This window comes from Microbacterium sp. 22296, assembly GCF_052045385.1.
GTDB lineage: Bacteria > Actinomycetota > Actinomycetes > Actinomycetales > Microbacteriaceae > Microbacterium.
Genome location: NZ_JBQEOS010000016.1, coordinates 1 through 24,510 on the forward strand (window position 1 = coordinate 1; position 24,510 = coordinate 24,510).

The following is a 24,510-nucleotide window of genomic DNA, read 5'->3' on the forward strand; positions in this document are numbered from 1 at the left end:
TGGGAGAGTAGGACACCGCCGGACTTCCTTTAGTCGAAATGGCCACCCAACGCTGGGTGGCCATTTCGCATTTACGGGCATAATCTCCCGAGGAGGCAGTCATGTCCATGGACGATGCGAACGACCGCAGGAGCAATGAGGAGCGCTCGGCTGGGCGCGCGTCCGATGGCGGGCGGTCTTCTCAGGGCCGAGGCTTCGGGCCGCGAGGCGAACGGGCTCCACGACGTGACGGCGATCGCTCTGTCCGCCGCGACGGCGACGCGCGTTCTTCCCGTCCGCAGACGGGGCGCCCGCAGCGTGACGGTGATCGTCCCTACAAGCGTGAGAACGACGGGCGACCCGCACCTTCGGGCGACGCTCGGCCTGCTCGACGCGACAGCGACGGCGCAGCTCGCCCGCCGCGGGATGGGGATCGTCTGTTCCGTCGCGACAACGATTCGCGTCCGCCACGCGAGGGATATCGTCCCGCCGGTCGCGACGGTGCGGGTTCCGGTCGCCCGCCGCGGGACGGGGATCGTCCGTTCCGTCGCGACAACGATTCGCGTCCGCCACGCGAGGGATATCGTTCCGCCGGTCGTGACGGTGCGGGTTCCGGTCGTCCGCCGCGGGATGGGGATCGTCCGTTCCGTCGCGACAACGATTCGCGTCCACCACGCGAGGGATATCGTTCCGCCGGTCGTGACGGTGCGGGTTCCGGTCGTCCGCCGCGGGACGGGGATCGTCCGTTCCGTCGCGACAACGACTCGCGCCCGCCGCGTTCGGGTGATCGTCCGTTCCGCAACGACTCCGGGGGCGCCGGTCGTCCCCGCCGCGAAGGCGAGTCCCGCGGATACGCCGGTAACGACCGTCGTCCGTCCGGCGACCGTCGCCCCGGAGCCGGAGCTCCCCGTCGCTTCGACCGAGAGGACTCTCGCGCCACCCGCCCGCCCCAGGACCGGCGAGAGCGTGGACCGGAGATCCCCGAGGAAGTCACCGCGTGGGATCTCCCGGGCGCAGCGCGGAACGAGCTCAAGACCCTGAGCAAGGACAACGCCGAGAACGTGGCGCGTCACCTCGCGATGGCGGCCCGCCTCATCGACGATGAACCCGAGTTGGCGCACGAGCACGCGCTGGCGGCGTCCCGAAGCGCGGGTCGTGTCGGCGTCGTCCGTGAGACGGTGGCGATCACCGCCTACGCCGTGGGCGACTTCGCTCTGGCGCTGCGAGAGCTGCGCACGCACCGCCGGATCACCGGCTCCGACGACCAGCTGCCATTGATCGTCGACAGCGAGCGAGGCGTCGGCCGACCCGATCGTGCGCTCGAGGAAGGTCGCGCCGTCGACCGATCGACGCTGTCGGTTCCGGTTCGCGTCCAGTTGGCGATTGCCATGTCGGGGGCGCGACTGGACCTCGGCGAGACCGAGCGCGCGCTTCAGGAGCTCGAGATCCCCGAGGCCGACCCCGATCGCGCGTTCGAGTGGAGCCCGGCGCTGTTCTCCGCTCGAGCCGCCGTGCTCGAGGAGCTCGGTCGCGACGCCGAGGCGGCCGAATGGGAACGACGCGCCCAGATCGCCTCCGACGCTCTGGACGCGGCATCGGGGGTCGCGGATCGAGAGGTCATCGTGGTCGAAGAGATCGAACTCATCGACGATGAGGGCGGTGTCGACGTGGCATCCGGGGTCATTCCGGTGGACGACGTCGAGAGCGACGACGACGCGGTCGCCCACACCTCCCATGAGCACGACGCTGCCCATGAGCACGACGCTGCCCATGAGCACGACGCCGCCCATGAGCACGATGCCGGCCATGGGGAGGACGACGAGGACGCCGCCGTCGCGACGACCGGCTCCGACGGCGTCTCCGGGAACGCACCGCACGAGGACGAGGGCTCCCGCGGACCGACCTCGGGTGATGCGGACCTGCCAGCCGAAGAGGGCGAGGGCGAGCGGTGATCTTCGGGCGCACCAAGCCGGGTGCGACCCCGCTCGACGGGATCGACGTCGTGCTCGCCGACCTCGACGGCGTGGTCTACGCCGGCCCGGGTGCCCTGCCGCACGCCGTCGACAGCCTCAACAGAGCGCAGGCCGAGGGGAAGCTTCTCGGGTACATCACGAACAACGCCTCCCGCACGGATGCATCAGTTGCGGAGCATCTGTCATCGCTGGGGCTTCACGTGGAGGCGTCCGACGTCACGACGAGCCCGCAGGCCGCCATGCGCCTCATGAAAGACCTCGTGCCCGCGGGGTCGACACTGCTCGTCATCGGCGGCGAGGGGCTCGTCGTCGAGGTCGAGAAGGCCGGGTTCATCGTGACACGCAGCGCCGATGACGCGCCGGCGGCCGTCGTCCAGGGCTTCGCACCCGAGGTCGGTTGGGCGCAGCTGGCCGAGGCGGCCTACGCCCTCGCAACCCCGGTCGAAGACGGCGGCATCCCGTGGGTCGCGACGAACACCGACTGGACGATCCCGCAGGCCCGCGGCATCGCCCCGGGAAACGGTACCCTCGTCTCCGCCGTGCACACCGCGGTCGGCCGTCTCGCGACGATCGCCGGAAAGCCCGAACGCCCCATCTTCGATGAGGCGGTCACCCGGACCGGAGCCCGGGCGCCGCTCTTCATCGGTGATCGCCTGGACACCGACATCCAAGGAGCTCGCACGGCGGACATGCCGTCGGTCCTGGTGCTGACGGGGATCGATCGGCCCAAGCAAATTCTCGCAGCCATCCCGTCGCAGCGCCCCGACTACATCGTCGAGGACCTGCGTCAGCTGTTCGAGCCGTACCCCGCGACGATCGTGAAGGGTGAACGGACACGCGTGGGCGACGCGATCGTGGAGATCGACGGGGTCGACCTGCGAATCGTGTCGCAGGGAGGGCGGCAGATCGACATTCTGCGCGCGGGCGCCGCGGCCATCTGGAACTCGGGACGCGCCATCTTCGGCTTCCGTGTGCCCGAGCAGCTGTACGCCGACCCGTTCCGCTCGCGCTGACCTCGGTAGAGTGGCATCCATGTCGGACAGCACCGCCCCGGATGCCGCGACCGAGCTGATCGACCGCGTGCGCCTCATCGAGGAGCAACCGCTCGACACCCGCGCCGAGGCCTACGCGGCCGTGCACGACGAACTCGCGCGACGACTCGCATCAGCCCCGACCGACGCGTCGGTCGCGGCGCGACCGTGAGTCCGCGTCTCGACGCCGAGCTGGCCGCCCGCGGACTCGCGCGATCGCGCTCTCACGCCACCCAGCTCATCGCGGGGGGCCTCGTGAGCGTCGACGGCCGCCCGGTGGTGAAAGCCTCGACGCAGGTCGACGAGTCGAGCGCGATCGAGGTCGCCGGAGCCGATCACTTCGTCAGTCGCGGCGCCCACAAGCTGATCGCCGCCCTCGATGCGTTCCCCATCTCCGTCGCCGGGCAGGTCGCGCTCGACCTCGGCGCGTCGACAGGGGGGTTCACGCAGGTTCTGCGCGAACGCGGAGCGCGTCCGGTGCTCGCCGTCGACGTCGGCCACGGTCAGTTGTCCACCGTCGTGGCATCCGATCCCGACGTCGTGTCGGTCGAGGGGTATAACGTGCGGTTCATGACCGCCGACTCCCTCGCCGCCGCGACGGGCGTCGAGACGCGCCCCGGCGTGGTGACCGGCGACCTCTCGTTCATATCGCTCACGCACGTGCTGCCCGCCGTCGTCGCCACCGCCGCGCCGGGTGCCGACGCGGTGCTGCTCATCAAGCCGCAGTTCGAGGTGGGCCGCACCGCGGTGAAGGGCGGGCTGGTGACCGACCCGGCGCTGCGCTCCGACGCGGTGCACGGCGTGCTGTGGTCGGCGTGGGATGCGGGACTGCGCACCGCCGGTCTGATCGCGTCGCCGATCGTCGGAACCCACGGCAACCAGGAGTACGTCGCGTGGTTCTCGGCCACCCACGGCAGCGACCCCTCAGAATGGGAGAGCACCGTGACCCGACTGACCGGAAGCCGATGACCCCCAGCGATCGCCGAATCCTCCTCGTCGTGCACGCGCGCCGAGACGACACCGTCCACGCGGCCGAGCGCATCATCACCGCGATCCGCGCGGCCGGTGCGACTCCCGTCGTCTCCGCAGAGGACCGACCTGAACTGGCAGAGCGTCTCACGCTCGAGGGTGTCGCCACACTCGGCCTCGATGTGGCCGTCGAGGACGTCGAACTCGCCATCGTGCTCGGCGGGGACGGCACGATCCTGCGCGCCGCCGAAATGGTGCGCGGCGGAACGGCGCCGATCCTCGGCATCAACATGGGGCACGTCGGCTTCCTCGCCGAGATCGAACGCGACGACATGGACGACGCCGTGCGTCGCGTGATCGCCCGCGACTACACGGTCGAGGAGCGACTCGCCCTCGCCGTGAAGATCCAGGATGCCGATGACCGGGTCATCTTCGAGACGTGGGCCCTGAACGAGGCGACCGTCGAGAAAGCGAGCCGCGAGCGCATGCTCGAAGTCGTCATGGCCGTCGACGGACGGCCCCTGTCGTCGTTCGGCTGCGACGGCGTGGTCATCGCCACGCCCACCGGTTCCACGGCGTACAACTTCTCCGCCGGAGGACCGATCGTGTGGCCCACGGTCGAGGCGATCGCCGTCGTTCCTCTGTCGGCGCACGCGCTCTTCGCGCGACCGCTCGTGGTCGGGCCCGACGCCAGCGTCGCCGTCGAGGTCCTCGAACGAACGAGCGGCAGCGGCATCCTCTGGTGCGACGGAAGACGGTCGCACGAGCTGCCGCCCGGCGCGCGGGTGGTGGTGCGCCGGTCCTCGCGGCCCGTGCGTCTCGCGCGTCTGCACCCCGCCGTCTTCACCGACCGTCTGGTGCGGAAGTTCCACCTGCCGGTGACGGGCTGGCGCGGCATGCCCGGGGGTGCCGCGTGATCGAAGAGATGCGCCTGCGCGACCTCGGCGTCATCGCCGACGCGACCCTGCCCATCGGACGCGGGTTCACGGCGATCACGGGCGAGACCGGAGCCGGCAAGACCATGGTCGTGACCGGGCTCGGTCTGCTGCTCGGCCAGCGCGCCGATTCCGGCGCCGTTCGCTCGGGCGCGGCCCAAGCCGCGGTCGAGGGGGTCTGGCTCGTTCCGGAGAACGGTCCCGTGGCCGCCCGAGTGCGCGAGGCGGGCGGTGACGTCGAGCCCGTCGGAGGAGGCTCCGCGGAGCTGTACCTCGCGCGCACGGTGTCGAGCGAAGGGCGCGGACGCGCCACCGTCGGTGGACGCACCGCACCGGCCGGGGTGCTCGCCGACCTCGCGGACGACCTCGTCGTCGTGCATGGGCAGTCCGACCAGCTGCGGCTGAAATCGTCGTCGGCGCAGCGCGATGCGCTCGACCGTTTCGGGGGCGAGCCCGTGGCCGCCGCGCGTGCCGCCTACCGCACGGCCTGGGAGGCCTGGCGGGCCCTGGACACGGAACTCGCCACGCTCACCGCGGATCGCGACGATCGTGCACGAGAGGCCGAGCAGCTGCGCACGGCCATCGCCGAGATCGAGGCGGCGGCCCCCGTCGCGGGGGAGGACGAGGAGCTGGCCCGCCGGGCCGACCGCCTCGCGAACGCCGAAGCCCTGCGCCTGGCGGCCGACGCCGCGCACGCAGCCCTGTCCAACGACGACGGCACGCCCGACGTGGTGTCCCTGCTGGCCGAAGCACGTCGTGCCCTCGAGCGCATCGCGGGCAGCGACGCCGCTCTCGCGGCGATCGGCGAACAGGTGGCGGATCTGGGCTACCGGGCCACGGATGCCGCCGTCGCGCTGTCGGGATACCTCGCCGACCTCGACGAGTCGGGGCCTCACGAACTCGCCGCGGTCGATGAACGCCGCGGCGTGCTCGCCGGCCTCACCCGCACCCACGGCTCCGTGGATGCCGCGATCGCGCTGCTCGAGACGGGATCGGCGCGTCTGGTCGAGCTCGATGACGACGGCGATCGTCTGGAGCGACTGCAGGCGCAGCGCGATGCCGCCGCCGCGGACCTCGACCGCGCAGCCGACGCGCTGACCGCCATCCGGCGGACCGCCGCGGAACGCCTGGGTGCGGCCGTGACAGAAGAACTCCACGCCCTCGCGCTGCCCGACGCACGCCTGACGGTCGAGGTGGCACCCGCCGCCCCCGCCGGGCACGGCCGTGACGACGTGTCGATCCTGCTCGCACCGCACCCCGGTGCCGACCCTCGGCCGGTGTCGCGCGGTGCCTCGGGCGGCGAGCTCAGCCGCGTGATGCTGGCCATCGAGGTGGTCATCGCCGGCGTCGACCCCGTGCCGACGTTCGTGTTCGACGAAGTCGACGCGGGTATCGGGGGAGCGGCGGCCATCGAGGTGGGGCGCCGTCTCGCGCGCCTCGCGGAGTCGTCGCAGGTCATCGCCGTCACGCATCTCGCCCAGGTGGCCGCCTTCGCCGGCAATCACCTGTCGGTGGTCAAGGGCAATGACGGCGCGGTCACGGCATCCAGCGTCCGACGCCTCGACGGCGCCGAGCGGGAGGCGGAGATGGCCCGGCTGCTCTCGGGGCTGAGTGACTCCGACGCCGCGCTGACCCACGCGCGGGAGCTGCTGGCGACCGGCCGCGCCGTCCGCTGACCCGCGATCGTCATCCTGCGGTGACCCGGATGTCGGAGGCGGGTGGGAGACTGCGAGACGACCCACCGACGCGACTGATAGGATCGAAGCCCGTGATGCAGACTTCGGACGCGGGACATTCAGACGGCAGAACCTTCACGACGAAGCACATCTTCGTGACCGGAGGAGTGGTCTCCTCCCTCGGAAAAGGCCTGACGGCCGCAAGCCTCGGCAACCTTCTGACCGCGCGCGGACTGCGCGTCGTGATGCAGAAGCTCGACCCGTATCTCAACGTCGATCCGGGCACGATGAACCCGTTCCAGCACGGCGAGGTCTTCGTGACCGACGACGGCGCCGAGACCGACCTCGACATCGGGCATTACGAGCGCTTCCTCGACATCGAACTGAGCCAGGCGGCGAACGTCACCACCGGCCAGATCTACTCGCAGGTCATCGCCCGCGAGCGTCGGGGCGAGTACCTCGGCGACACCGTGCAGGTGATCCCGCACATCACCGACGAGATCAAGCGCCGCATGCGCCTGCAGGCGAGCGAGAGCCCCCGACCCGACGTCATCATCACCGAGATCGGCGGCACCGTCGGCGACATCGAGTCGCAGCCCTTCATCGAGTCCGCACGCCAGATCCGCCACGAACTGGGCCGCAAGAACGTCTTCTTCGTGCATGTGTCGCTCGTGCCGTTCATGGGCGCCTCGGGCGAGCAGAAGACCAAGCCGACCCAGCACTCCGTCGCGACGCTGCGCTCGATCGGCATCCAGCCCGACGCACTCGTGCTGCGCAGTGACCGCCCCGTCACCGAGTCCAACAAGCGCAAGATCGCCCTGATGTGCGACGTCGACGAAGACGCTGTCGTCAACGCCATCGACGTGCCCAGCATCTACGACATCCCCACGATGCTGCACGATCAGGGACTCGACGCGTACATCGTCGACGCGCTCGGCATCGACAAGGCCGCCGACGTCGACTGGTCGCGCTGGCAGCGGGTGCTGCAAGCCGTCCACAACCCGAAGCACGATGTCACGATCGGCCTCGTCGGCAAGTACATCGACCTGCCCGACGCCTACCTCTCGGTCACCGAGGCCATCAAGGCGGGTGGGTTCGGTCAGGAAACCCAGGTGAAGATCACGTGGATCCCCTCCGACCTGTGCGAGACGCCGGAGGGGGCGGCCAAAGCGCTCGGCGCGGTCGACGGCATCATCGTCCCCGGCGGCTTCGGCATCCGCGGCATCGAGGGCAAGCTCGGTGCGCTTCGATTCGCGCGAGAGCAGGGCATCCCCACGCTCGGAATCTGCCTCGGCCTGCAGTGCATGGTCATCGAGTACGCGCGGAGCGTCGCCGGTCTCGAGGGTGCCTCGTCGAGCGAGTTCGACCCCGACACCGCCCACCCGGTCGTGGCGACGATGGCCGAGCAGGTCGACATCCTCGAAAGCGGCGACCTCGGCGGCACCATGCGCCTGGGGCTGTACCCGGCCGACCTCGCCGACGGATCGTTGGCCGCGGAGCTCTACGGCGCGAGCCGCATCTCGGAGCGCCACCGCCACCGCTACGAAGTGAACAACGCCTACCGCCAGCAGCTCAGCGACGCGGGCCTGGTCTTCTCGGGACTGAACCCCGACCTCGACCTCGTCGAGTTCGTGGAGCTGCCCCGCGAGGTGCACCCTTACTACATCGCCACGCAGGCGCACCCCGAGCTGCGCTCCCGCCCGACGGCTCCTCACCCCCTCTTCCGTGGACTCGTGGGCGCGGCTCTCGAGCGTCACCGCTCGAGCGAGCTGTTCGACGACGAGGAGGACTGACGTGGAGGAGCTGCGCGACGAAGGCGTCGACCTCGAGGTCGTCGCGAGCGACCTGGTCTACGCGGGTGCGGTGTGGGACGTCCGCAGCGACACCGTGCGCTACGGCGACGGTGAGATGACGCGACAGTACGTCGACCACCCGGGGGCAGCGGCCGTCGTGGCCATCGACGACGACGAGCGCGTCGTGCTCATCCAGCAGTACCGTCACCCCATCAAGGAGCGCGACTGGGAGATCCCGGCGGGACTCCTCGACGTGGCCGGCGAACCGCCGCTGGAGACGGCGAAGCGCGAGCTCACCGAGGAGGTCGACCTCGAGGCCGACCGCTGGCAGCACCTGATCTCGATGCACACGACGCCCGGGGGCAACGACGAGATCGTGCACGTCTTCCTCGCTCGCGGGCTGCGGGCCGTCGAGACCGACTACGAGCGCGAGCACGAGGAGTCCGACATGCGTGTCGAGCGGGTGCTCCTCTCGGACGTGATCGACGGCGTCCTCGCGGGGCGTCTGCGCAACGGCATCCTCGCGACGGGTATCCTCGCGGCGGCCGAGGTGCTGCGGCGCGAGGCCGCCGCCCACTGACGTGGAGCTCGAGCGCGCGGTCGAGACCTACCTCCGGCACGTCGCGCTCGAGCGGGGGCTCTCCGATCACACCGTCGCCGCGTACCGCCGCGACCTGGCCGTGTACGGCGAGTGGTTGGGCGCGCGAGGCGTGACCGAGGTGGATGCCGTCACGCCGGAGGTGATCGCCGAGTTCGCGGCCGAGCGAGCGTCGGCGGTCCCGGCGCCCGCATCCTCGTCGCTCGCGCGCCTGCAATCGTCGGTGCGGGGCCTGCATCGCTTCCTCGTGCGCGAGGGTCGTGTCGAGACCGACCCGAGCGGCCGCCTGCGCCCGCCCAAGGCCCCTCGCCGCCTGCCGAAGGCCCTGACCATCGCCCAGGTCGCCGACCTGCTCGACGCCGCGGGGCCGGCGCCCGGGTCGTTCGACGCCTCGGCGGCCGAGCCGAGCGCCGTCCGCGATCGTGCTCTGCTCGAGCTGCTGTACGCGACGGGCGCACGAGTGTCGGAGATCGTGCAGCTCGACGTCGACGACACCGCCCACGGCGACCTGCTGCGCGTGCGCGGAAAGGGCGACAAGGAACGCATCGTCCCCGTCGGTTCGTACGCGCGCGCGGCCGTCGAGGCCTACCTGACACGGGTGCGACCGGGCCTCGCGGCCAAAGGGCGGGCGACGCCCCGGCTGTTCCTCGGCGTGCGAGGAGCGCCTCTGTCGCGACAGAGCGCGTGGCTCGTCATCCAGACCGCCGCCGAGCGTGCGGGTCTCACCGCCCACGTATCGCCGCACACCCTGCGGCACTCCTTCGCGACCCACCTGCTGCAGGGCGGCGCCGACGTGCGCGTGGTGCAGGAGCTGCTCGGGCACGCCTCGGTGGCGACGACGCAGATCTACACGCACGTCACCGTCGACGCGCTGCGGGATGTCTACGCGGGGGCGCACCCGCGGGCGCGGTGAGCAGGAGCCCAGCGGTCAGCGCATCGGGAGCGTGGCCGGGCGGGCTCGCGACAAGTTGCAGGTCGAGGCGTTCGACGAGGGGGCGTGCGTGCCGGATGCCGAGGACACGCCGCATGCCTCCGCGGCAACCCGACCGGCGTGCTTGCCGCCCGCCGGGGCATGCGGCAACATCGGTCGGGGCACGACGACGGCGAACGGCCCACCCGATCCGCGCACCACGAACATGACGGGGGTCGAGCATGACCGCACACCACGAAGGTCGCGGGCAGCGCGTGCTCTCCGGCGCGACGGCGCTCGCCGCGCTCATTCCCTGGGCGGTCGTGAGCTGCATCTGGGCCTTCATCTTCTTCGCCAGCCTGTGGGGGACCAGCGTCGATCGCGAGGAAGGATTCGCGGTGGCGCTGGGCGCTGCGCTCGCGGTGGCGGCCGTCGGACTCTGCGTTCTCGCGGGGCTGGCAGTCGCCCGCCGCACGCGGCTCTCCCGCGGGGGCGGCATCGCCCTGGCCGTCCTCCTCACGAGTTCGTGGACGGCGGCCTTCCTCGCGTGGACGATCTCCGACGGAATGCGAGGAGTTCCCTCACTCCCTCCGCCCGTCACTCTCATCGTCGCTTCGGGGTTCACGGTGCCCGTCGCCGCCCTCGGCATCCTCTGCCTCATCGTCGAGGCCGTCGTCCGACGGCGCCGCGACAGCCGGTGTGCTGCCGACGCCGATCAGGCGTTATCCTCGTCCGTCGCCCCGCGACGGCTCTGAGAAAATAGGGGCATGACCGCCACGCTCGTCGCCCAGAACCTCGCCGGCGGATACGGACACCGCACGCTGTTCGAGGGCGTCGACCTCACGGTCGCTCCGGGGGACGTGATCGGCGTGGTCGGTGCGAACGGCGCGGGCAAATCGACGATGCTCCGCCTGCTCGCCGGAGTCGACGAACCGCAGGGCGGATCGATCAGCCTCGCCCCTTCGGACGCGTTCGTCGGCTGGCTGCCGCAGGAGCACGAGCGTGTCGACGGCGAAACCGTCGCCGCGTACATCGCGCGGCGCACCGGAGCCGCGGAGGCGACACGCGAGATGGACGCCACCGCCGTGGCGCTCGGCGACCCCGACGCCGTGGGGGCCGACGACGCCTACGCAACAGCCCTGGAGCGGTGGCTCGCGAGCGGTGCGGCGGACCTCGACGAGCGGATGCCGCAGGTGCTCGCCGATCTCGGCCTCGACGTCGGGCCGGACGCGTTCATGACCGGGCTCTCGGGCGGGCAGGCCGCACGAGTGGGCCTGGCGGCGTTGCTGCTATCGCGCTTCGACATCGCGCTGCTCGACGAGCCGACGAACGACCTCGACCTCGACGGCCTGGAGCGCTTGGAGACGTTCGTGAAGGGGCTGCGGGGTGGGGTCGTGCTCGTCAGTCACGACCGCGAGTTCCTCGCCCGCTCCGTCACCCGCGTGCTCGAGCTCGACCTCGCGCAGAACGCGCACCGCGTCTACGGCGGTGGCTACGACGCCTATCTCGAGGAGCGCGCGACGCTGCGCCGTCAGGCACGCGAGAAGTACGAGGAGTTCGCCGACACCAAGGCCGACCTCGTCTCACGTGCGCGCACGCAGCGGGAGTGGTCGAGTCAGGGTGTGCGCAACGCGATGAAGAAGGCGCCCGACAACGACAAGATCCGTCGCAAGGCGTCCGTGGAGTCGAGTGAGAAGCAGGCGCAGAAGGTGCGGCAGATGGAGAGCCGCATCGCCCGCCTGGACGAGGTCGAGGAACCGCGCAAGGAATGGCAGCTCGAGTTCACGATCGGGTCGGCTCCGCGGTCGAGCTCGGTGGTGTCGACGTTGTCGGGCGCGGTCTTCCGGCAGGGCGGATTCACACTCGGACCGGTTTCGCTGCAGGTGAATGCCGGGGAGCGTATCGGCATCACCGGTCCGAACGGTGCCGGCAAATCGACGTTGCTGCGCGGCATCCTGGGTCGCCAGACGCCCGACGAGGGAAGCGCGAGCCTCGGAGCGAGCGTCGAGATCGGCGAGATCGATCAGGCCCGGTCGTTGCTCGTGGGCGAGCGCCCGCTCGCGGAGACGTTCGAAGGGTTCGTTCCCGAGCTCACCGCCGGTGAGGTGCGGACGCTGCTGGCGAAGTTCGGGCTCAAGGCCGACCACGTCACGCGTCCTGTCGACGAGTTGTCGCCCGGGGAGCGCACGCGCGCGGGTCTGGCGCTGCTGCAGGCCCGCGGTGTGAACGTGCTCGTGCTCGACGAGCCGACCAACCATCTGGACCTTCCCGCGATCGAACAGCTCGAGCAGGCGTTGCAGTCGTACACGGGCACCCTGCTGCTCGTGACGCACGACCGTCGCATGCTCGCGGCCGTCGAGACCGATCGGCGCTGGCGCGTCGAGGCCGGGGTGGTCACGGAGTTGTGAGAGCCGCCGAGAAACGCCGTTCGCGCGCTGAAACGCGATGACGGGGCGTTTCCCGCCGCGAGAAGCGTTTCTCGATGGGTGGAGCGGGGTCAGCGACCCTGGCGCTTCTTGTAGGGCTTCGGCTGCCCCTTGACGATCGGAGCGCGGCCCTTGCCCTTCGACGCCTTGGCCTTGCCGCCGCCGGGCGCCTGCTGCCTCTTGGCGGGCGGCGGGGCGTCGGCGATACGGTGGTGCGCCTCCTCGAGGAGGAGACGGCCCGCGGGCGTGAGCTGCGTCGGCGGGGTGCGGGAGATGAGGGGCTGCCCCACCTCTTCTTCGAGCTTGTCGACCGTCGTGTACAGGGATGCCAGGGGGATGCGAAGCTTCTCGGCCGCGCGGGGGAAGTGCAGCTCCTCGGCGAGGGCCGCGAACCGGACGAGGTGCTCGAGCTTCATGGCATCCATTCTCCCGTGCGCGGACCCTCGACGCAGGCCGGCCGTCGTCATGCGGGCGTCGAAATCACGCGATCGTGCCGACGACACACGGTTTTCGGCATCCGTTCGCTGTGATTTCGCGCCGATCGTGTGATCGGGGTGCGAACCGACCCGGACCGACCCGAGCGCACCCGACCCGACCCGACGCTGCCCGACGCTGCCCGGCGCGGCGCGGCGCGGCCCGGCGCGGCCCGGCCCGGCGCGGTGCGACCCGGCGCGGCCCGGCCCGGTGCGACCCGACGCGACACGGCGCGACGCGACACGGCCCTACGCTGCCCGGCGCGGCGGGACGCGACGGAGGGACGTGCGCGGCGAGAGCGACCGCGCGAGTCAGGCGGCGGAGGACAGGAAGCGATCGGCGGTGCGCAGCGACAGCGCCATGATCGTCAACGCCGGGTTCGCGGCGATCGCGGACGGGAACACCGAGTTGTCGCAGATCCACAGGTTGGGGATCTCGTGCGAGCGCCCGTCCGCATCCACCACGCCGTCCGACGGGTCGGTCGACATGCGGCACGTGCCGATGGTGTGGGCCGTGCGGGCCAGCACCATCGTCTCGCGCGCCCCGGCCGCCTCCATCACCCGCAGCATGAACGCCGTCGCGTGCTCGTCGAGGGCCTTCTCGTTCTCGCCCGCGGTGAACGTCACCCGGGCACGAGGGATGCCGAACTCGTCGGTCTCGTCGACGAGGGTGAGCCGGTTGTCGTCGGAGGGGAGGCACTCGCCGTTGATGCCGATGCCCGCCATGAACCGCGCCTGATCGAGGCGCTGCATGAGCTCGGGGCCCCAGAGGCCTCCGCCGCGCACGAGCGTCGTCGAGAAGGTCGAAGGCATGACGCCGAGGCTCTGCACGAGATACCCGCCGGCGAAGTCCGCGTCGGCGGGGCGCATCATGTCCTCGCTGATGAGCGACGAGGGGTAGCCGCGGTGCCCGCGCACGGGCTCGTCGAAGCGACCCCACACCTGCGTCGCACCGTGGGCGAGGAAATTACGACCCACCTGGCCGTTGTCGTTCGCGAGCCCCGTGTGCAGCAGGAGGCGCGGCGTCTCCACCCCGCCGCCGGCGAGCACGAGCGACCGGCAACGCTGTCGCACGTCGACGCCACCCTGGCGGTACACGACCGCGGCGACGTGCCCGCGGGCATCGAGCTCGATCGCGTGCACCATCGCCTCGGCACGGATCTCCGCGCCGGCGGCGACCGCCGCGGGAAGGTACGTGTTCGCCGTGGAGGCCTTGGCATCCACCCGGCACCCCTGGTGGCATTCGCCGCAGCTCACGCACGCGCCGCGCTCGCCGTGGTGATCCTGCAGGCGCGCGCGCGTGAGGACGGCGGCGGGGGCGTCGGCCCAACGGATGCCGAGGGCATCGCACCCCTTCGCGACGAGGTTCGCCGGCGCGTTGCGCTTCGCGGGAGCGTAGGCGTACGTGCGGGACGGGTCCCACGGGTACGGGGTCGGGCCGGAGACGCCGATGTCGCCCTCGACGCGCTCGACGTACGACAGCAGCTCGTCTGGGTCGACGGGCCAATCGCGCCCCACACCGGATTCGGTGCGAAGGGCAAGGTCGCGCCGGTCGGGCCGCGGGGTGAACGCGCCCCAGTGCAGCATCGAGCCCCCGACGCCACGGCCGCTGTTGTTCGGCCCGAACGCGGTCGGGTCGTCGCCCCCGCTGAGGCGCTCCGACATCCAGTTGATCTCGACGGCCTCGGTCTCGTCGGGGGTGAGGTCGTCGAGCGCGAAGTGACGACCGGCCTCGATGGCGACGACGCTCAGCCCCTTCTTGGCCAGCTCGGACGTCAGGGGCGCACCTCCCGCGCCCGTCCCGATCACGATGACGTCGACCGTCTCGTCCGTGCCGAACATGCGCATCTGATCGAGGTTCATGCCGCGTCTCCTGTCGTCACGGTGCCGCCGACACCGGCGGGCTCCCAGTCTTCGCGTCGTCCGAGCCGGAGCTCGACGTATCCGCGCATGGGGCTGCCCCCGGTGGCGAAACCGTCGTATCCGACGCGCGCCATACTCGCCGGGTGCGCCATCCACTGACGCACGAGGTCGTTGCGGACGTCTTCGAGCCACAGCTTCAGCCGTGCCGCGTCGAGGGGGCCGTCGGCATCCGTCGCCCCCTCGATCGCCGCACGGAGCACCTGTTCGCGCGCCTCCGGGTCGGTCGGCCAGATGCCGGACAGCGTGTCGAGTCCGGCGCGGTAGGCCTCGGGGTCGGGCGGCAGGTCGGCGTTGCGCCACCCATCGCCCTCGCCGCGTGCCAGCTGTGCGTCGACGCGGGCGGCCAGGTCGATGCGGGGCCCGTCCTGCGGCACGACGAGGTCGGCGATCTCGCGCAGCAGCGTGAGCTGCGCGACATCGAGCACGGCGGGCGCGTAGCCGCGGTCGTCGGGTACGGCGCGGAGGTTCAGGATGCCGCGCACGCGGGCATCCACGCGGTCGCCGGCGATGAGCGCCGCCCAGTCGGCGGGGACGACGGGCCCCGGCAGCACCTCGTCGCCGACGAAGTGCGCGATCGCCTCCGCGGCCTCGGCGGTCCGCTCGAGCGGGATCAGATGACCGGTGTCGTCGAGGACGATGAACCGGGCGCGCGGATACACGGATGCCAGCAGCCCCGGCTGAGCGGCCGCGCCGAGGTCGGCATCATCGGTGCCGGCCAGCACGAGGGCGGGAAGATCGAGGATGCCGACCTCGGCTGAGGCATCGACGCGACTGCCGGTCTCGAGCCACGCGCGCCAGGCGGCCGGGGCGGTGCGCCGCAGATCCTCGCGGACGAGGTCGTGTGCGGGGGCGTCGAGCGGCTCGGCGGTGTTCTGATCGATGAACGTCTCGGCATCCGACGCGGCCAGGGCCCCATCGTCCACCCACGCGAGCATGCGCGCGCGGCGTTCCTCGTCCATCGGCTCAGGACGCGGGGGTGACGGCGCCATCAGGACCATGCCGGCGAGTCCGACCAGCGGTGCGTCGCCGCGCAGAACGCGGGATGCCACCAGGGCCGCGATCTTGCCGCCCATGCTGTGCCCGCCGAGGATCCAGCGACCCCGCGCGTGCCGCGCGAGGTGCGCGATCACATGATCGACCGTGGTGGCGATGGATGAGTCCGAGGCCGTGGCGAGTGAACCGAAGCCGGGGAGATCGATGCCCTCGACGCGCACGCGGCCGTCGAGACGCTCGGCGAGGCGGTCGAAGGATCGGGCGCTCGCCCCGAGCGCGTGCAGCAGGAACAGGGTGACGGGCGCCTCGCCTGGGGCGGTGACGTTCTCGGAGGGCATGTCCTCACGCTCGCGTACGGGCCGGGTCGAGGAGGGTCGGTTGCGGATCGGGGCGTTTTGCGCAAGGGAGTCGTCCCGGGCCGAGGGGGTGGGTCGTCGTCGGGGCTGTGGCGGGGCGGCCGCGGCCGAGAGTGGTGCGGTGGGGGCGATGCGGTGGGATGTGACGCCGGGGCCGGCCGGGCCGCCGGGGTCGGGCTCGCCGAACCCCGGAGGACGTCGGCGGCCCGACCCGGAACGGCGCCGAGAGGGGGCGTGTCGGGTCGCATCTCCGGAGTCGCGCACGTACGCGCGCGGAGACGGGCGGGGGCGCGGGCTTACGGGGTGACCATGCCGCCGTTGACGTTCAGCGTCTCGCCCGAGACGTAGCTGGACTCCGCGGAGGCGAGGAACACGAACGCCGGAGCGATCTCGGCCGGCTGGCCCGCCCGCTGATAGGTGCTCTCGTCGTCGAAGTGCTCCATCTGGTCGTCGGAGACGCCCTGGCTCACCTGCAGCGCCGACCAGGTGGGTCCGGGGGCGACGACGTTGACGCGGATGCCGCGCGAGGCGAGCTGCTGGGCGAGCCCCTTCGACAGATTGTTGATGGCGGCCTTGGTGGCGGCGTAGTCGAGTCGGTCGGGAGCGGGAACGTACGCCTCGAGCGACGCGGTGTTGATGATGGTTCCGCCCTCGGGCAGGTGCGCGAGCGCCGCTTTGGTGATCCAGAACGGTGCGAAGACGTTGGTGCGGAAGGTCGACTCGAACTGCTCGTCGCTGAGGTCTTCGACCTTCTCGACCATCACCTGCTTCCCGGCGTTGTTCACGACGATGTCGAGCCCACCGAGCGCCTCCGCCGCGCGGTCCACGAGTTCGCGGCACGCCGCCGCCTCGGTGATGTCGAGCGCGATGGACACGCCCGTGCGTCCGGCATCCCGGATCTGCGCGAGCACGTGATCGGCGTCTCGCTGCTCGTCGGGGAGGTGCACGATCGCCACGTCGGCGCCTTCGCGCGCGAACGCGATGGCGACCGCGCCGCCGATGCCCGAGTCTCCGCCCGTGATCAGGGCCTTGCGCCCGACCAGGCGGCCGAGGCCACGATAGGTCTTCTCGCCGAGGTCGGGAACGGGAGTCATGTCGGCCTGGAGGCCGGGCTCGGGCTGATGCTGCAGGGGCGGCTCGACGCGCGCGTAGCGGGTGACGGGGTTGTCGAAAGTGAACTGGTCGCGATCGGAGGTCATGCCCCGACGCTAGGCATTCGGGTGCCGTGCAGCCCGGGCCTTGACGCGACCGTTCGCGGTGATGGTCGGGCTCGCCCGGGCGGTCAGCACCTCGTCGATCACGTCCGACACACGCTGCGCCGAGGCGCGCCACGAGAACCGCTCGGCGTTGGCCAGACCCGCGGCGACGAGGTGCGCCCGCAGGGTCGGATCGTCGACGACGCGCGACATGGCGTCGGTCAGATCGGCTTCGTCGTAGGGATCGACGTACACCGCCGAGGAGGCGAGTACCTCGGGCAGGGATGCCGCGCGCGCGGCGATCACCGGACACCCGCACTGCTGCGCTTCGAGTGGGGGGATGCCGAACCCCTCGTACAGCGAGGGGAAGACGAAGGCGATCGCGCCGCGGTACAGCGCCGTCAGCTCGTCGTCGTCGACGCGGCCGAGGAAGCGCACCCGCGCGTGCGAGCCGTCGTAGCGTTGCCGCGAGAAGCTGTTCGTCTGACTGCCGACCACGCGCAGCTCGACGTCGGGGTGCGTGTCGGCGAACCGTTCGAACGCCGCGAGCATGCGGGCGAAGTTCTTATGCGCGTTGGGCGAGGACACTGCGAGCAGGTAGGGGCGACCGGTGGCGCCCGCGCCCGGGTGGAAGCGGGCGTCGGCGCCGTTGTGGACCACCGTGAAGCGTGCCGGGTCGACGCCGAAGTGGTCGGCGATCTCGCCGCGGGAGAACTCGCTCACCGTCAGCAGGCCCTCGCTGCGGGCGATCAGACGCGGCACGACGATGCCATACACGGCGCGGAAACGGCGACCGAAGCTCTCGGGATGGCGGACGTAGGTGATGTCGTGGTGGGTGGAGATCTGCGGCCGGTACCACGTCGGTCCCGTGCTCGCGAGGTTGAGCAGGAGCTCGCGACGTCGTCGGGCGAACAGCGGGAGGTCGAGCTGCTCCCACGCGTGACCGCGGGAACGGCCGACCGTGACGATGCGGGTGGGGTCGAACCCGGCCGCATCGACGTCGCCCGGCGGGACGGCGAGAGTCACGTCGTCGCGGAGCAGGAGGAGCTCGCGCGCGATCTCGGTGGCGAAGCGCTGGATGCCGGTGGTGTGCTGCGTGAGGAAGCGGGCGTTGACGAGGGTCATCGAGACGACCGCTCCCGCGGGGCGAGGGCCGCCGCGTAGAGGGCGAGCGAGTCCTCGCCGACCCGGTCGTCGGTGAGCGTGCGTCGCGCCCAGTCGAGCGCGGCCGCCGACATCCGCTCGCGCAGTGCCGCGTCGTCGAGGAGGAGGGCGGTCGCGGCGATGAGTCCCTCGTCGGTGTCGCGGACGAATCCCGTGATCCCGTCGGCGACGGTGTCGCGATTGCCCACGACGTCGGAGACGACGGCGGGGAGACCCTGGGCCTGCGCCTGGATGAGCGACAGCGACATGCCCTCCCACAGGGACGGGAACAGCAGCACATCGAGCCCGTCGATGTGCGCGGCCAACTCCTGAGGGGAGACCCAGCCGGTCACGCGCACCGGCGCGTCGGCGAACCACCGCGTCTCGTCATCGGGCGCGCCCCCGCCGATCCAGACGAAGTCGGCGCGGTCGTCGAGGGCCCGGGCGGCGGCGGCGAAGCGCCAGGGGGCCTTCTGATAGGTGACCCGGCCCACCATGCCCACCACCGGTCGCCGCATGCCATCGGGGCGCCGGGGACGCCGCGAGACGGTGTCGGAGGCGACACCGGTCTGCAGCAGGTGAGCGCGAGGGGGAGCGAGGGCGGACTGGGCCAGGGCGAACTCCGACGGAGACGTGAGGATGAGCGCGCCGTGGCGGGCGAGCCGTCGCTCGACGAGACGGAGCGCGGCGCGGACGGCGGCGGGCAGGTCGAGACGCAGGAAGGCGAAGCCGTGAGGGGAGTAGAAGACCGTGGCGGGGTCGCGTCGTCCGCGGAGCGCCTGCCGGACGATCGCCCCCGCGAAACTCGAGTGCGCGTGCACCACATCGACGTCGCCGACCTCGCGCATCGTGCGGTGGAGCGCGCGAAGGTCGCCGAGACGAGAACCCGTGGACAGTCGTCCGAGCTCGACGTCGGGGTGGAAGCGCGCGCGCAGCGCCTCGTCAGACGGCGTCTCGGGGCGCGGGAGGAACAGGACGCGCACCCGGGCGCCGGCCTCGGCCTGCCGGCGCGAGATGCTGTCGACGACGCTGAGGACGCCGCTCCCCATCGCCTCGGTCACGTGCAGCACGCGCATCATGCGGTCGTCATCTCCATCCAGGTGCGGGCGATGCCCTCGGTCAGTGACAGGTCGTCGTCGACGCCGAACTCGTCGACGAAGCGGCTCACGTCGAGCACGACGTGGTCGACGAACGTGGCGGGCTTGGGGGCGGTGTGCACCGGGAAGTCGCGGCCCACGACGTCTCGGACGGTCGCGAGCACCTCCGCCACCGACGTGCCCTGGCCGCTGCCGAGGTTGTACACGCGGTGCCGGGGCTCGGCCTCCACCATTCGCAGGATGCGCCGGATCAGATCGTCGACGTGGATGTAGTCGCGGATCATCGACCCGTCGCCCAGCTGCACGATCGGCTCCGCGCGCAGGATGCGGTTGAGGGTGATCGGGATGACGCCCTGCCGCTTCGACGGGTTCGCGTTCGCCCCGTACGGGTTCGAGATGCGCAGCGAGACGGCGGCGAGCCCGGCGGTCGCCGCGTAATAGTCGATGTACCGCTCGACCGCGAGCTTGCCGATGCCGTACGGCGAGACGGGGGCGGCGGGGGTGTCTTCGTCGAACGTCGCGCCGGGCTGAGGGCCGTAGATCGCGCCGCCGCTGGAGGCGTAGAACAGGCGACGGATGCCGGCCCGGGCGCACAGCGCGAGCAGCTCGACGCTCTGCTGGACGTTCGTGCGCAGGTCGATGGTGGGGTCCGCGTCGACGGTGGCCGGCGTGGTGGTGGAGAGGAAGTGGAAGACGTCGTCCTGACCGCGGACGACGGCGGAGAGGTCGGCGACGCTGAGGAAGTCGCCCGGGATGACGGTGAGGTCGGTGGACGAGAAGGCGCGCGTGCCGCGGCTGAAGCGATCGAACGCGGTCACCTCGTGACCTGCGGCGACGAGGGCGTCGGTGAGACGGGAGCCGAGGAAACCGTTGGCCCCGATGACCAGGCAGCGCGCCATCAGCGGAGACGGCGAGGACGGGCGGTCGGGGGCATCGGATCCTCTCGGTGGAGGCGACATCGCGGGGGGAGGCGCTGCGGGTCGCCGGTCGGAGGCGCGCGCCGGGTGCCCGCTCGAGACTCCGAGTGCACGACGATGCCGTTCGCCGGGGCCGCGACCGCGCGGGCGCGGGCGGCATCCCTCGGGGTGAAGGACACCGCCGTCCGCTCACGGACGCACCCCCGCGGGTGGCGCCGCTCCCCGGCTCCGCATCTCGACCCGTCGGTTCGCCACGGGTGTTCACCACCGGCTTCGCCCTCGCGAGCGGAGTGGTCACCCGGGAGAGGCGTCGAGGAACGCGCTGTTCAGCGCCGCTGCCGCACCCAGTCCCGGATGCCGCGCCGCAGGCGGATCCACCGCGCTCGCCGCGGGGTCGTGGCGGAGTGGCCCGCGTGGCGGGCGGACGCCAGGGCGACATCGTCGGGCGGCCAGACGAACCGCAGGATCAGTCGAGCTCGGACAGGCCACGACACCGCGCGCATCGCCATCCAGTACGCGCGGACATGGTCGGGCTGCTGCCGCCACTCCCAGTCGTGCGGGGTGCCCGCGGCATCCGCGTCGAGGCTCCCGGGCTCGGCGAGAGGCTCGAGCTCTCGACGCAATACCGGGACGGCGCCGAGTTCGCGCGCCCGAGCGACGGTGCCCTCGGCACGGGAGAGGAAGGCCCGGGCGGAGGCCGAAGCGGCGGGGGTGCGCGGGCCGGCGCCGATCTCGGGACGCACCGCGTGCAGCGCCGCCAGCACGGCGTGCGTGGCCGGAGCGGGGACGAGCACGTCGACGCCGCCGAAGCGCAGGGGGACGGCGTCGCGAAGCACGAGGGCGAAGGCGTCGTCGTCGTCGAGCACGAGCCCGGCGAAGCGCCGGTGGATGTCGATCTCGCACCCCCATCGTCGGGGACTGAGCGTCGCCGTGTGATGGATCGTCGTGCCCCGCCAGGGGTCGGGCGCGAGGTCCCAGCCCCACGGGACGAGTGCATCGGCGAGTTCGTCGACGCGTGCGGGATCGCACCAGAGATCGACGTCGCCCGAGTGCTCGCGTTCGCGCAGTCCCTGGAGGCGGAGGGCCGGACCCTTGGTGAACACGCACGCGATGCCCTGGTGCGCCGCGACGCGGGCCACGAGGGCGTAGACGAGTTCGTGCAGCGGCGACGAGAGCCTCGGCGGCTGCAGGTCGGTGATCTGCGCGGGATGCGATGCCGCCATCGTGACCAGGCCGAGATCGCTCAGGTGCGCCAGAATGGCGTTCTCGTCGGGCGTGAATGACGTCGGCGCCGCGGGGGCGGAGGCGATGAGTCGTCGCCAGAGCGACGCGCCCTCGCCCAGGAGGCAGAGGGCCTCGCCCGGCCGCGTCGGCACCACGAGCACGTCGGCGCCGGGGGCGAAGTCGTCGGCACGGACATCGAGTGCGCCGAAGGCGATCGGGATCCACCCCTGGCCGGGTGGGACGGGACTGCGCATGGATGACCTCGGGAGGACGGCGGGTGACCTCTCAGTGTTGCCGTCTCACCGGTGCCGCTTGAGCGAGGGGAGCGGAACGCCCCCTCCAAATCACCCGCGGAAGCGAGCCGTTCACCAGCCCGGGATGATCACCGGATGCCGCCCCGGTCGACGAGACGCGTGGGGATCAGGTGCGTGTGGGAACCCGTCGCCGGTGTCGCGGCACGGGCGAGCAGCGTCTCAGCCGCTCGCGCTCCGAGATCGGCGACGTCGTAGTCGACGATGCGGATGCGACGGGGGAGCAGCCGCGACAGCTCGAAGTCGTCGAAGCCCGCGACGGCGACGTCGGCACCGCGCGGCAGGATCGCCTCCAAGGCGCCGATCGTGACGCGGTTGTTCGCGCAGAAGACCGCCGTGGGGGCGTCCCCGCCGTCGAGCAGCCGCTGCATCGCATCGCGGGCCACGGCCGGGGTGTGGAGGCCGTCGATCACCAGCGCCGGGTCGGGTGTCCGCCCCGCAGCGGCGAAGGCTTCTTCGACGCCCGCCCACCGCTGCGACATCGTGTAGATGCTGCGGCGGTCGAGCAGTACGGCGATGCGGCGGTGTCCCGCGGCGAGCATCTCGGCCACGGCCGCTCGCGCGCCCCCGCGGTTGTCGAGGAGGATCGCGTCGGCCGGGATGCCGCTGCCGGGGCGGTCGAGGAAGACCACGGGGGTGCCCAGCTCGACCTCGCGCACGAGGTAGGCGTGATCGTCGGCGGTGGGGACGACGATGAGACCCCCCACCTGGCGCTGGCACAGGTCGAGGGCGAGGGAGCGCTCGATGTCGGCATCTTCTTCGCTGGAGGCCATGACGAGGTGCATGCGCTCGCGGGCCGCGATCGTGGAGACGGCGGCGGCGACGGCCATGTAGAAGGTGTTCGACAGGTCGGCGGCGATGAATCCGATCGTGTCGCGGCTGCCGGAGCGAAGACTCGCCGCGAGGGCGTTGCGGTGGTAGCCGAGGCGCTGCACGGCGGCGGCGACCCGCTCGGCCATGCCCGGGTCGACGTTGGGTTCGCCGTTGATGACGCGCGAGACGGTCTTCAGGCTCACTCCGGCGTCGGCGGCGACGTCGATCATTGTGGGCCGACCGGTCTTGCGCATGAGTCTCCTCGGGTGCCGTCGGGTGCGGCATCCTTCGAGCATAGGGAGGGTGGGGGGATGCCGCAGGTATGCGGCGGAACGTGACCGGGCACCGCCGCTCCGCGGGGCTGCGGGGGCGGGGCGTGACCTGGGCGGCGGGGTGGACGAGCCCCGCCCCGGTGCACGGAACGCACCCCGGTGGTGCACCGCCCGGAGACGGACGGGGGAAACGGGACGGGTGCGTCGGCACACGGCCGACGCACCCGCGGGAGGTTCGCGTCTCGGGGGCGATCACGCCTCGGGGGCGACGAACGTCCCGTTCTCGTGCGAGGCGATCGCGGCGGCGAAGAGGCGGTGCGTCAGCGCGGCCTCCTCGGGACGGACGCAGCCGAAGCCGTCGCCCAGCTCACCCACGTACTCGGCGAGGAAGGCCGCCCACATCTGCAGGATGGCATCCGAGAATCCCGACTCGAAGTTCGGCCCCGTCACCGTCGGCCACACGGACTGGCTGCCAGCGTCGATGCTCTGCCAGCTCTGCTCGCGGCCGACCCCGGGTACGTCGATGAAGGCGAAGACCTCGACCTGCTTGGGGTTCTTGGTGCTGAAGCGCACGCCGCCCGACATGCCGATGGCCTCGAACTCCCACGTGTTCTTCTGACCGGGCGCGATGCGCTTGGTCTCGGTCGTGAGCGGGAAGGGCGCGCCGTCGTGCCGCGCCCACGAGTGGATGACGGCGTTGTCCCAGGTGTCGCACGGCTGCGGGGTGCCGTCGGGTCCGGGGCGCTCGGTGACGACGTCCTGCAGGATGCCGACGACCTTCTCGGGCGTCCAGCCCAGGCGCAGCGGCACGTGCCACGTGTGCATGCCGAGATCGTTGAGCACGCCCGCGTCGCCGCAGAACTGCTTCTGCCGCTTCCAGTTGAGCGGCTTGTTCACGTCGATGTCGCTGGCGTGGAGGAACGTGCACTTCGCCTCGACGATGCGGCCGAGGGCGCCCGACGTCACGTAGTCGACGGCCCACTGCGCGCCGGGGAAGAACGGCATCTCGCTCGAGACGCGCACGAACGACCCGGTCGTCTCGTCAATGGCGGCGACGACCGCGTCGGCGGCGGCGCGGTCGATACCGAACGGCTTCTCGGCCAGCAGCGCCTTGCCGGCGCGGACGGTGTCGACGTACAGACGCTCGTGCAGGTCGTGGCGCACGGCGATGTAGACGACGTCGACGCGCGGGTCGGCGAGGAGCTCGTGGTGGTCGGTCGTGGTCAGCTGCACGGTGTCGATGCGCTCGAAGAATTCCAGCGCCGCCGGGTTGATGTCGCACACCGCGACGAGCTCGGGCTCGGCGGGGTGGTCGATGAGCGCGGGCCAGCGGCGCAGGGCCGCGGCGATCTCGCGGCCCATGAGGCCGCCGCCGATGATGCCGATTCCGACCTTCTTGCCGGTCATGCCTGGTCTCCTTCGCGGGTGGCGGGGGTCGTGGTGCGGGTGGCGGGGGTCGTGGTGCGGGCGGCGAGGGGCCGGGAGGTCGCGGCGGCGAGCGG

22 protein-coding genes are annotated in these 24,510 nt (G+C 71.7%); 11 read left to right on the forward strand and 11 right to left on the reverse strand.

What is annotated here, in order from left to right; translation table 11 throughout:
• Positions 1–71: 71 nt before the first annotated feature.
• On the reverse strand, positions 72–1,052 hold the full coding sequence (locus ACTJJP_RS17100; RefSeq protein ID WP_440776187.1) for a hypothetical protein: 981 nt from the start codon (positions 1,050–1,052) through the stop codon (positions 72–74).
• On the opposite strand from ACTJJP_RS17100, the gene ACTJJP_RS17105 reads away from it, so the two are divergent.
• The 11 genes from ACTJJP_RS17105 (at position 1,041) to ACTJJP_RS17155 (ending at position 12,272) form a co-directional block, all read left to right on the forward strand.
• The gene (locus tag ACTJJP_RS17105) at positions 1,041–1,931 is read left to right on the forward strand and encodes a hypothetical protein (RefSeq protein WP_440776188.1); all 891 of its coding nucleotides are present in this window, start codon (positions 1,041–1,043) and stop codon (positions 1,929–1,931) included. The two genes, ACTJJP_RS17100 and ACTJJP_RS17105, sit on opposite strands and share 12 nt — an antisense overlap.
• A complete protein-coding gene (locus ACTJJP_RS17110) occupies positions 1,931–2,965 on the forward strand; it encodes an HAD-IIA family hydrolase (protein WP_440776213.1) in 1,035 nt (344 codons plus the stop codon). The genes ACTJJP_RS17105 and ACTJJP_RS17110 overlap by 1 nt, the downstream gene beginning before the upstream one ends.
• 19 nt (positions 2,966–2,984) lie before the next feature.
• Complete coding sequence (locus tag ACTJJP_RS17115) at positions 2,985–3,155, forward strand: hypothetical protein (protein ID WP_440776189.1); 171 nt, start codon at positions 2,985–2,987, stop codon at positions 3,153–3,155.
• On the forward strand, positions 3,152–3,952 hold the full coding sequence (locus tag ACTJJP_RS17120) for a TlyA family RNA methyltransferase (protein ID WP_440776190.1): 801 nt from the start codon (positions 3,152–3,154) through the stop codon (positions 3,950–3,952). The genes ACTJJP_RS17115 and ACTJJP_RS17120 overlap by 4 nt, the downstream gene beginning before the upstream one ends.
• Positions 3,949–4,869, forward strand: a complete 921-nt coding sequence (locus ACTJJP_RS17125) for an NAD kinase (RefSeq protein WP_440776191.1) — start codon at positions 3,949–3,951, stop codon at positions 4,867–4,869. Before ACTJJP_RS17120 ends, ACTJJP_RS17125 begins: the two co-directional genes overlap by 4 nt.
• Positions 4,866–6,563: a DNA repair protein RecN gene (recN, locus tag ACTJJP_RS17130; RefSeq protein ID WP_440776192.1), complete on the forward strand. Its 1,698-nt coding sequence runs from the start codon at positions 4,866–4,868 to the stop codon at positions 6,561–6,563. Before ACTJJP_RS17125 ends, recN begins: the two co-directional genes overlap by 4 nt.
• A gap of 95 nt (positions 6,564–6,658) precedes the next feature.
• Complete coding sequence (locus tag ACTJJP_RS17135) at positions 6,659–8,356, forward strand: CTP synthase (protein ID WP_440776214.1); 1,698 nt, start codon at positions 6,659–6,661, stop codon at positions 8,354–8,356.
• Between the two features lies 1 nt (position 8,357).
• The gene (locus ACTJJP_RS17140) at positions 8,358–8,936 is read left to right on the forward strand and encodes an NUDIX domain-containing protein (protein ID WP_440776193.1); all 579 of its coding nucleotides are present in this window, start codon (positions 8,358–8,360) and stop codon (positions 8,934–8,936) included.
• A 1-nt stretch (position 8,937) separates the two neighbouring features.
• A complete protein-coding gene (gene xerD / locus ACTJJP_RS17145; RefSeq protein ID WP_440776194.1) occupies positions 8,938–9,867 on the forward strand; it encodes a site-specific tyrosine recombinase XerD in 930 nt (309 codons plus the stop codon).
• 239 nt (positions 9,868–10,106) lie between these two features.
• On the forward strand, positions 10,107–10,619 hold the full coding sequence (locus ACTJJP_RS17150; protein ID WP_440776195.1) for a hypothetical protein: 513 nt from the start codon (positions 10,107–10,109) through the stop codon (positions 10,617–10,619).
• A 12-nt stretch (positions 10,620–10,631) separates the two neighbouring features.
• A complete protein-coding gene (locus ACTJJP_RS17155) occupies positions 10,632–12,272 on the forward strand; it encodes an ABC-F family ATP-binding cassette domain-containing protein (protein WP_440776196.1) in 1,641 nt (546 codons plus the stop codon).
• 89 nt (positions 12,273–12,361) lie between these two features.
• Here ACTJJP_RS17155 and ACTJJP_RS17160 read toward each other — a convergent pair whose 3' ends face one another.
• The 10 genes from ACTJJP_RS17160 to ACTJJP_RS17205 form a co-directional block, all read right to left on the reverse strand.
• Positions 12,362–12,706 (reverse strand): LysR family transcriptional regulator, encoded by a 345-nt coding sequence (locus ACTJJP_RS17160; RefSeq protein ID WP_440776197.1) that lies wholly within the window; start codon positions 12,704–12,706, stop codon positions 12,362–12,364.
• A gap of 369 nt (positions 12,707–13,075) precedes the next feature.
• Positions 13,076–14,626, reverse strand: a complete 1,551-nt coding sequence (locus ACTJJP_RS17165; RefSeq protein WP_440776198.1) for a GMC family oxidoreductase — start codon at positions 14,624–14,626, stop codon at positions 13,076–13,078.
• Positions 14,623–16,017 (reverse strand): alpha/beta fold hydrolase, encoded by a 1,395-nt coding sequence (locus tag ACTJJP_RS17170; protein ID WP_440776199.1) that lies wholly within the window; start codon positions 16,015–16,017, stop codon positions 14,623–14,625. Before ACTJJP_RS17170 ends, ACTJJP_RS17165 begins: the two co-directional genes overlap by 4 nt.
• A gap of 314 nt (positions 16,018–16,331) precedes the next feature.
• The gene (locus tag ACTJJP_RS17175; protein WP_440776200.1) at positions 16,332–17,234 is read right to left on the reverse strand and encodes an SDR family oxidoreductase; all 903 of its coding nucleotides are present in this window, start codon (positions 17,232–17,234) and stop codon (positions 16,332–16,334) included.
• Positions 17,235–17,243: 9 nt separating this feature from the next.
• Positions 17,244–18,356, reverse strand: a complete 1,113-nt coding sequence (locus ACTJJP_RS17180; protein ID WP_440776201.1) for a glycosyltransferase family 4 protein — start codon at positions 18,354–18,356, stop codon at positions 17,244–17,246.
• Positions 18,353–19,453, reverse strand: coding sequence for a glycosyltransferase (locus ACTJJP_RS17185; RefSeq protein WP_440776202.1), 1,101 nt, complete (start codon positions 19,451–19,453; stop codon positions 18,353–18,355). Before ACTJJP_RS17185 ends, ACTJJP_RS17180 begins: the two co-directional genes overlap by 4 nt.
• The gene (locus ACTJJP_RS17190) at positions 19,450–20,370 is read right to left on the reverse strand and encodes an NAD-dependent epimerase/dehydratase family protein (protein ID WP_440776203.1); all 921 of its coding nucleotides are present in this window, start codon (positions 20,368–20,370) and stop codon (positions 19,450–19,452) included. Before ACTJJP_RS17190 ends, ACTJJP_RS17185 begins: the two co-directional genes overlap by 4 nt.
• A gap of 344 nt (positions 20,371–20,714) precedes the next feature.
• A complete protein-coding gene (locus tag ACTJJP_RS17195; protein ID WP_440776204.1) occupies positions 20,715–21,866 on the reverse strand; it encodes a nucleotidyltransferase family protein in 1,152 nt (383 codons plus the stop codon).
• A gap of 128 nt (positions 21,867–21,994) precedes the next feature.
• Positions 21,995–22,990 (reverse strand): LacI family DNA-binding transcriptional regulator, encoded by a 996-nt coding sequence (locus ACTJJP_RS17200; protein WP_440776205.1) that lies wholly within the window; start codon positions 22,988–22,990, stop codon positions 21,995–21,997.
• Between the two features lie 270 nt (positions 22,991–23,260).
• Positions 23,261–24,415, reverse strand: a complete 1,155-nt coding sequence (locus tag ACTJJP_RS17205) for a Gfo/Idh/MocA family protein (RefSeq protein WP_440776206.1) — start codon at positions 24,413–24,415, stop codon at positions 23,261–23,263.
• Positions 24,416–24,510: the final 95 nt, after the last annotated feature.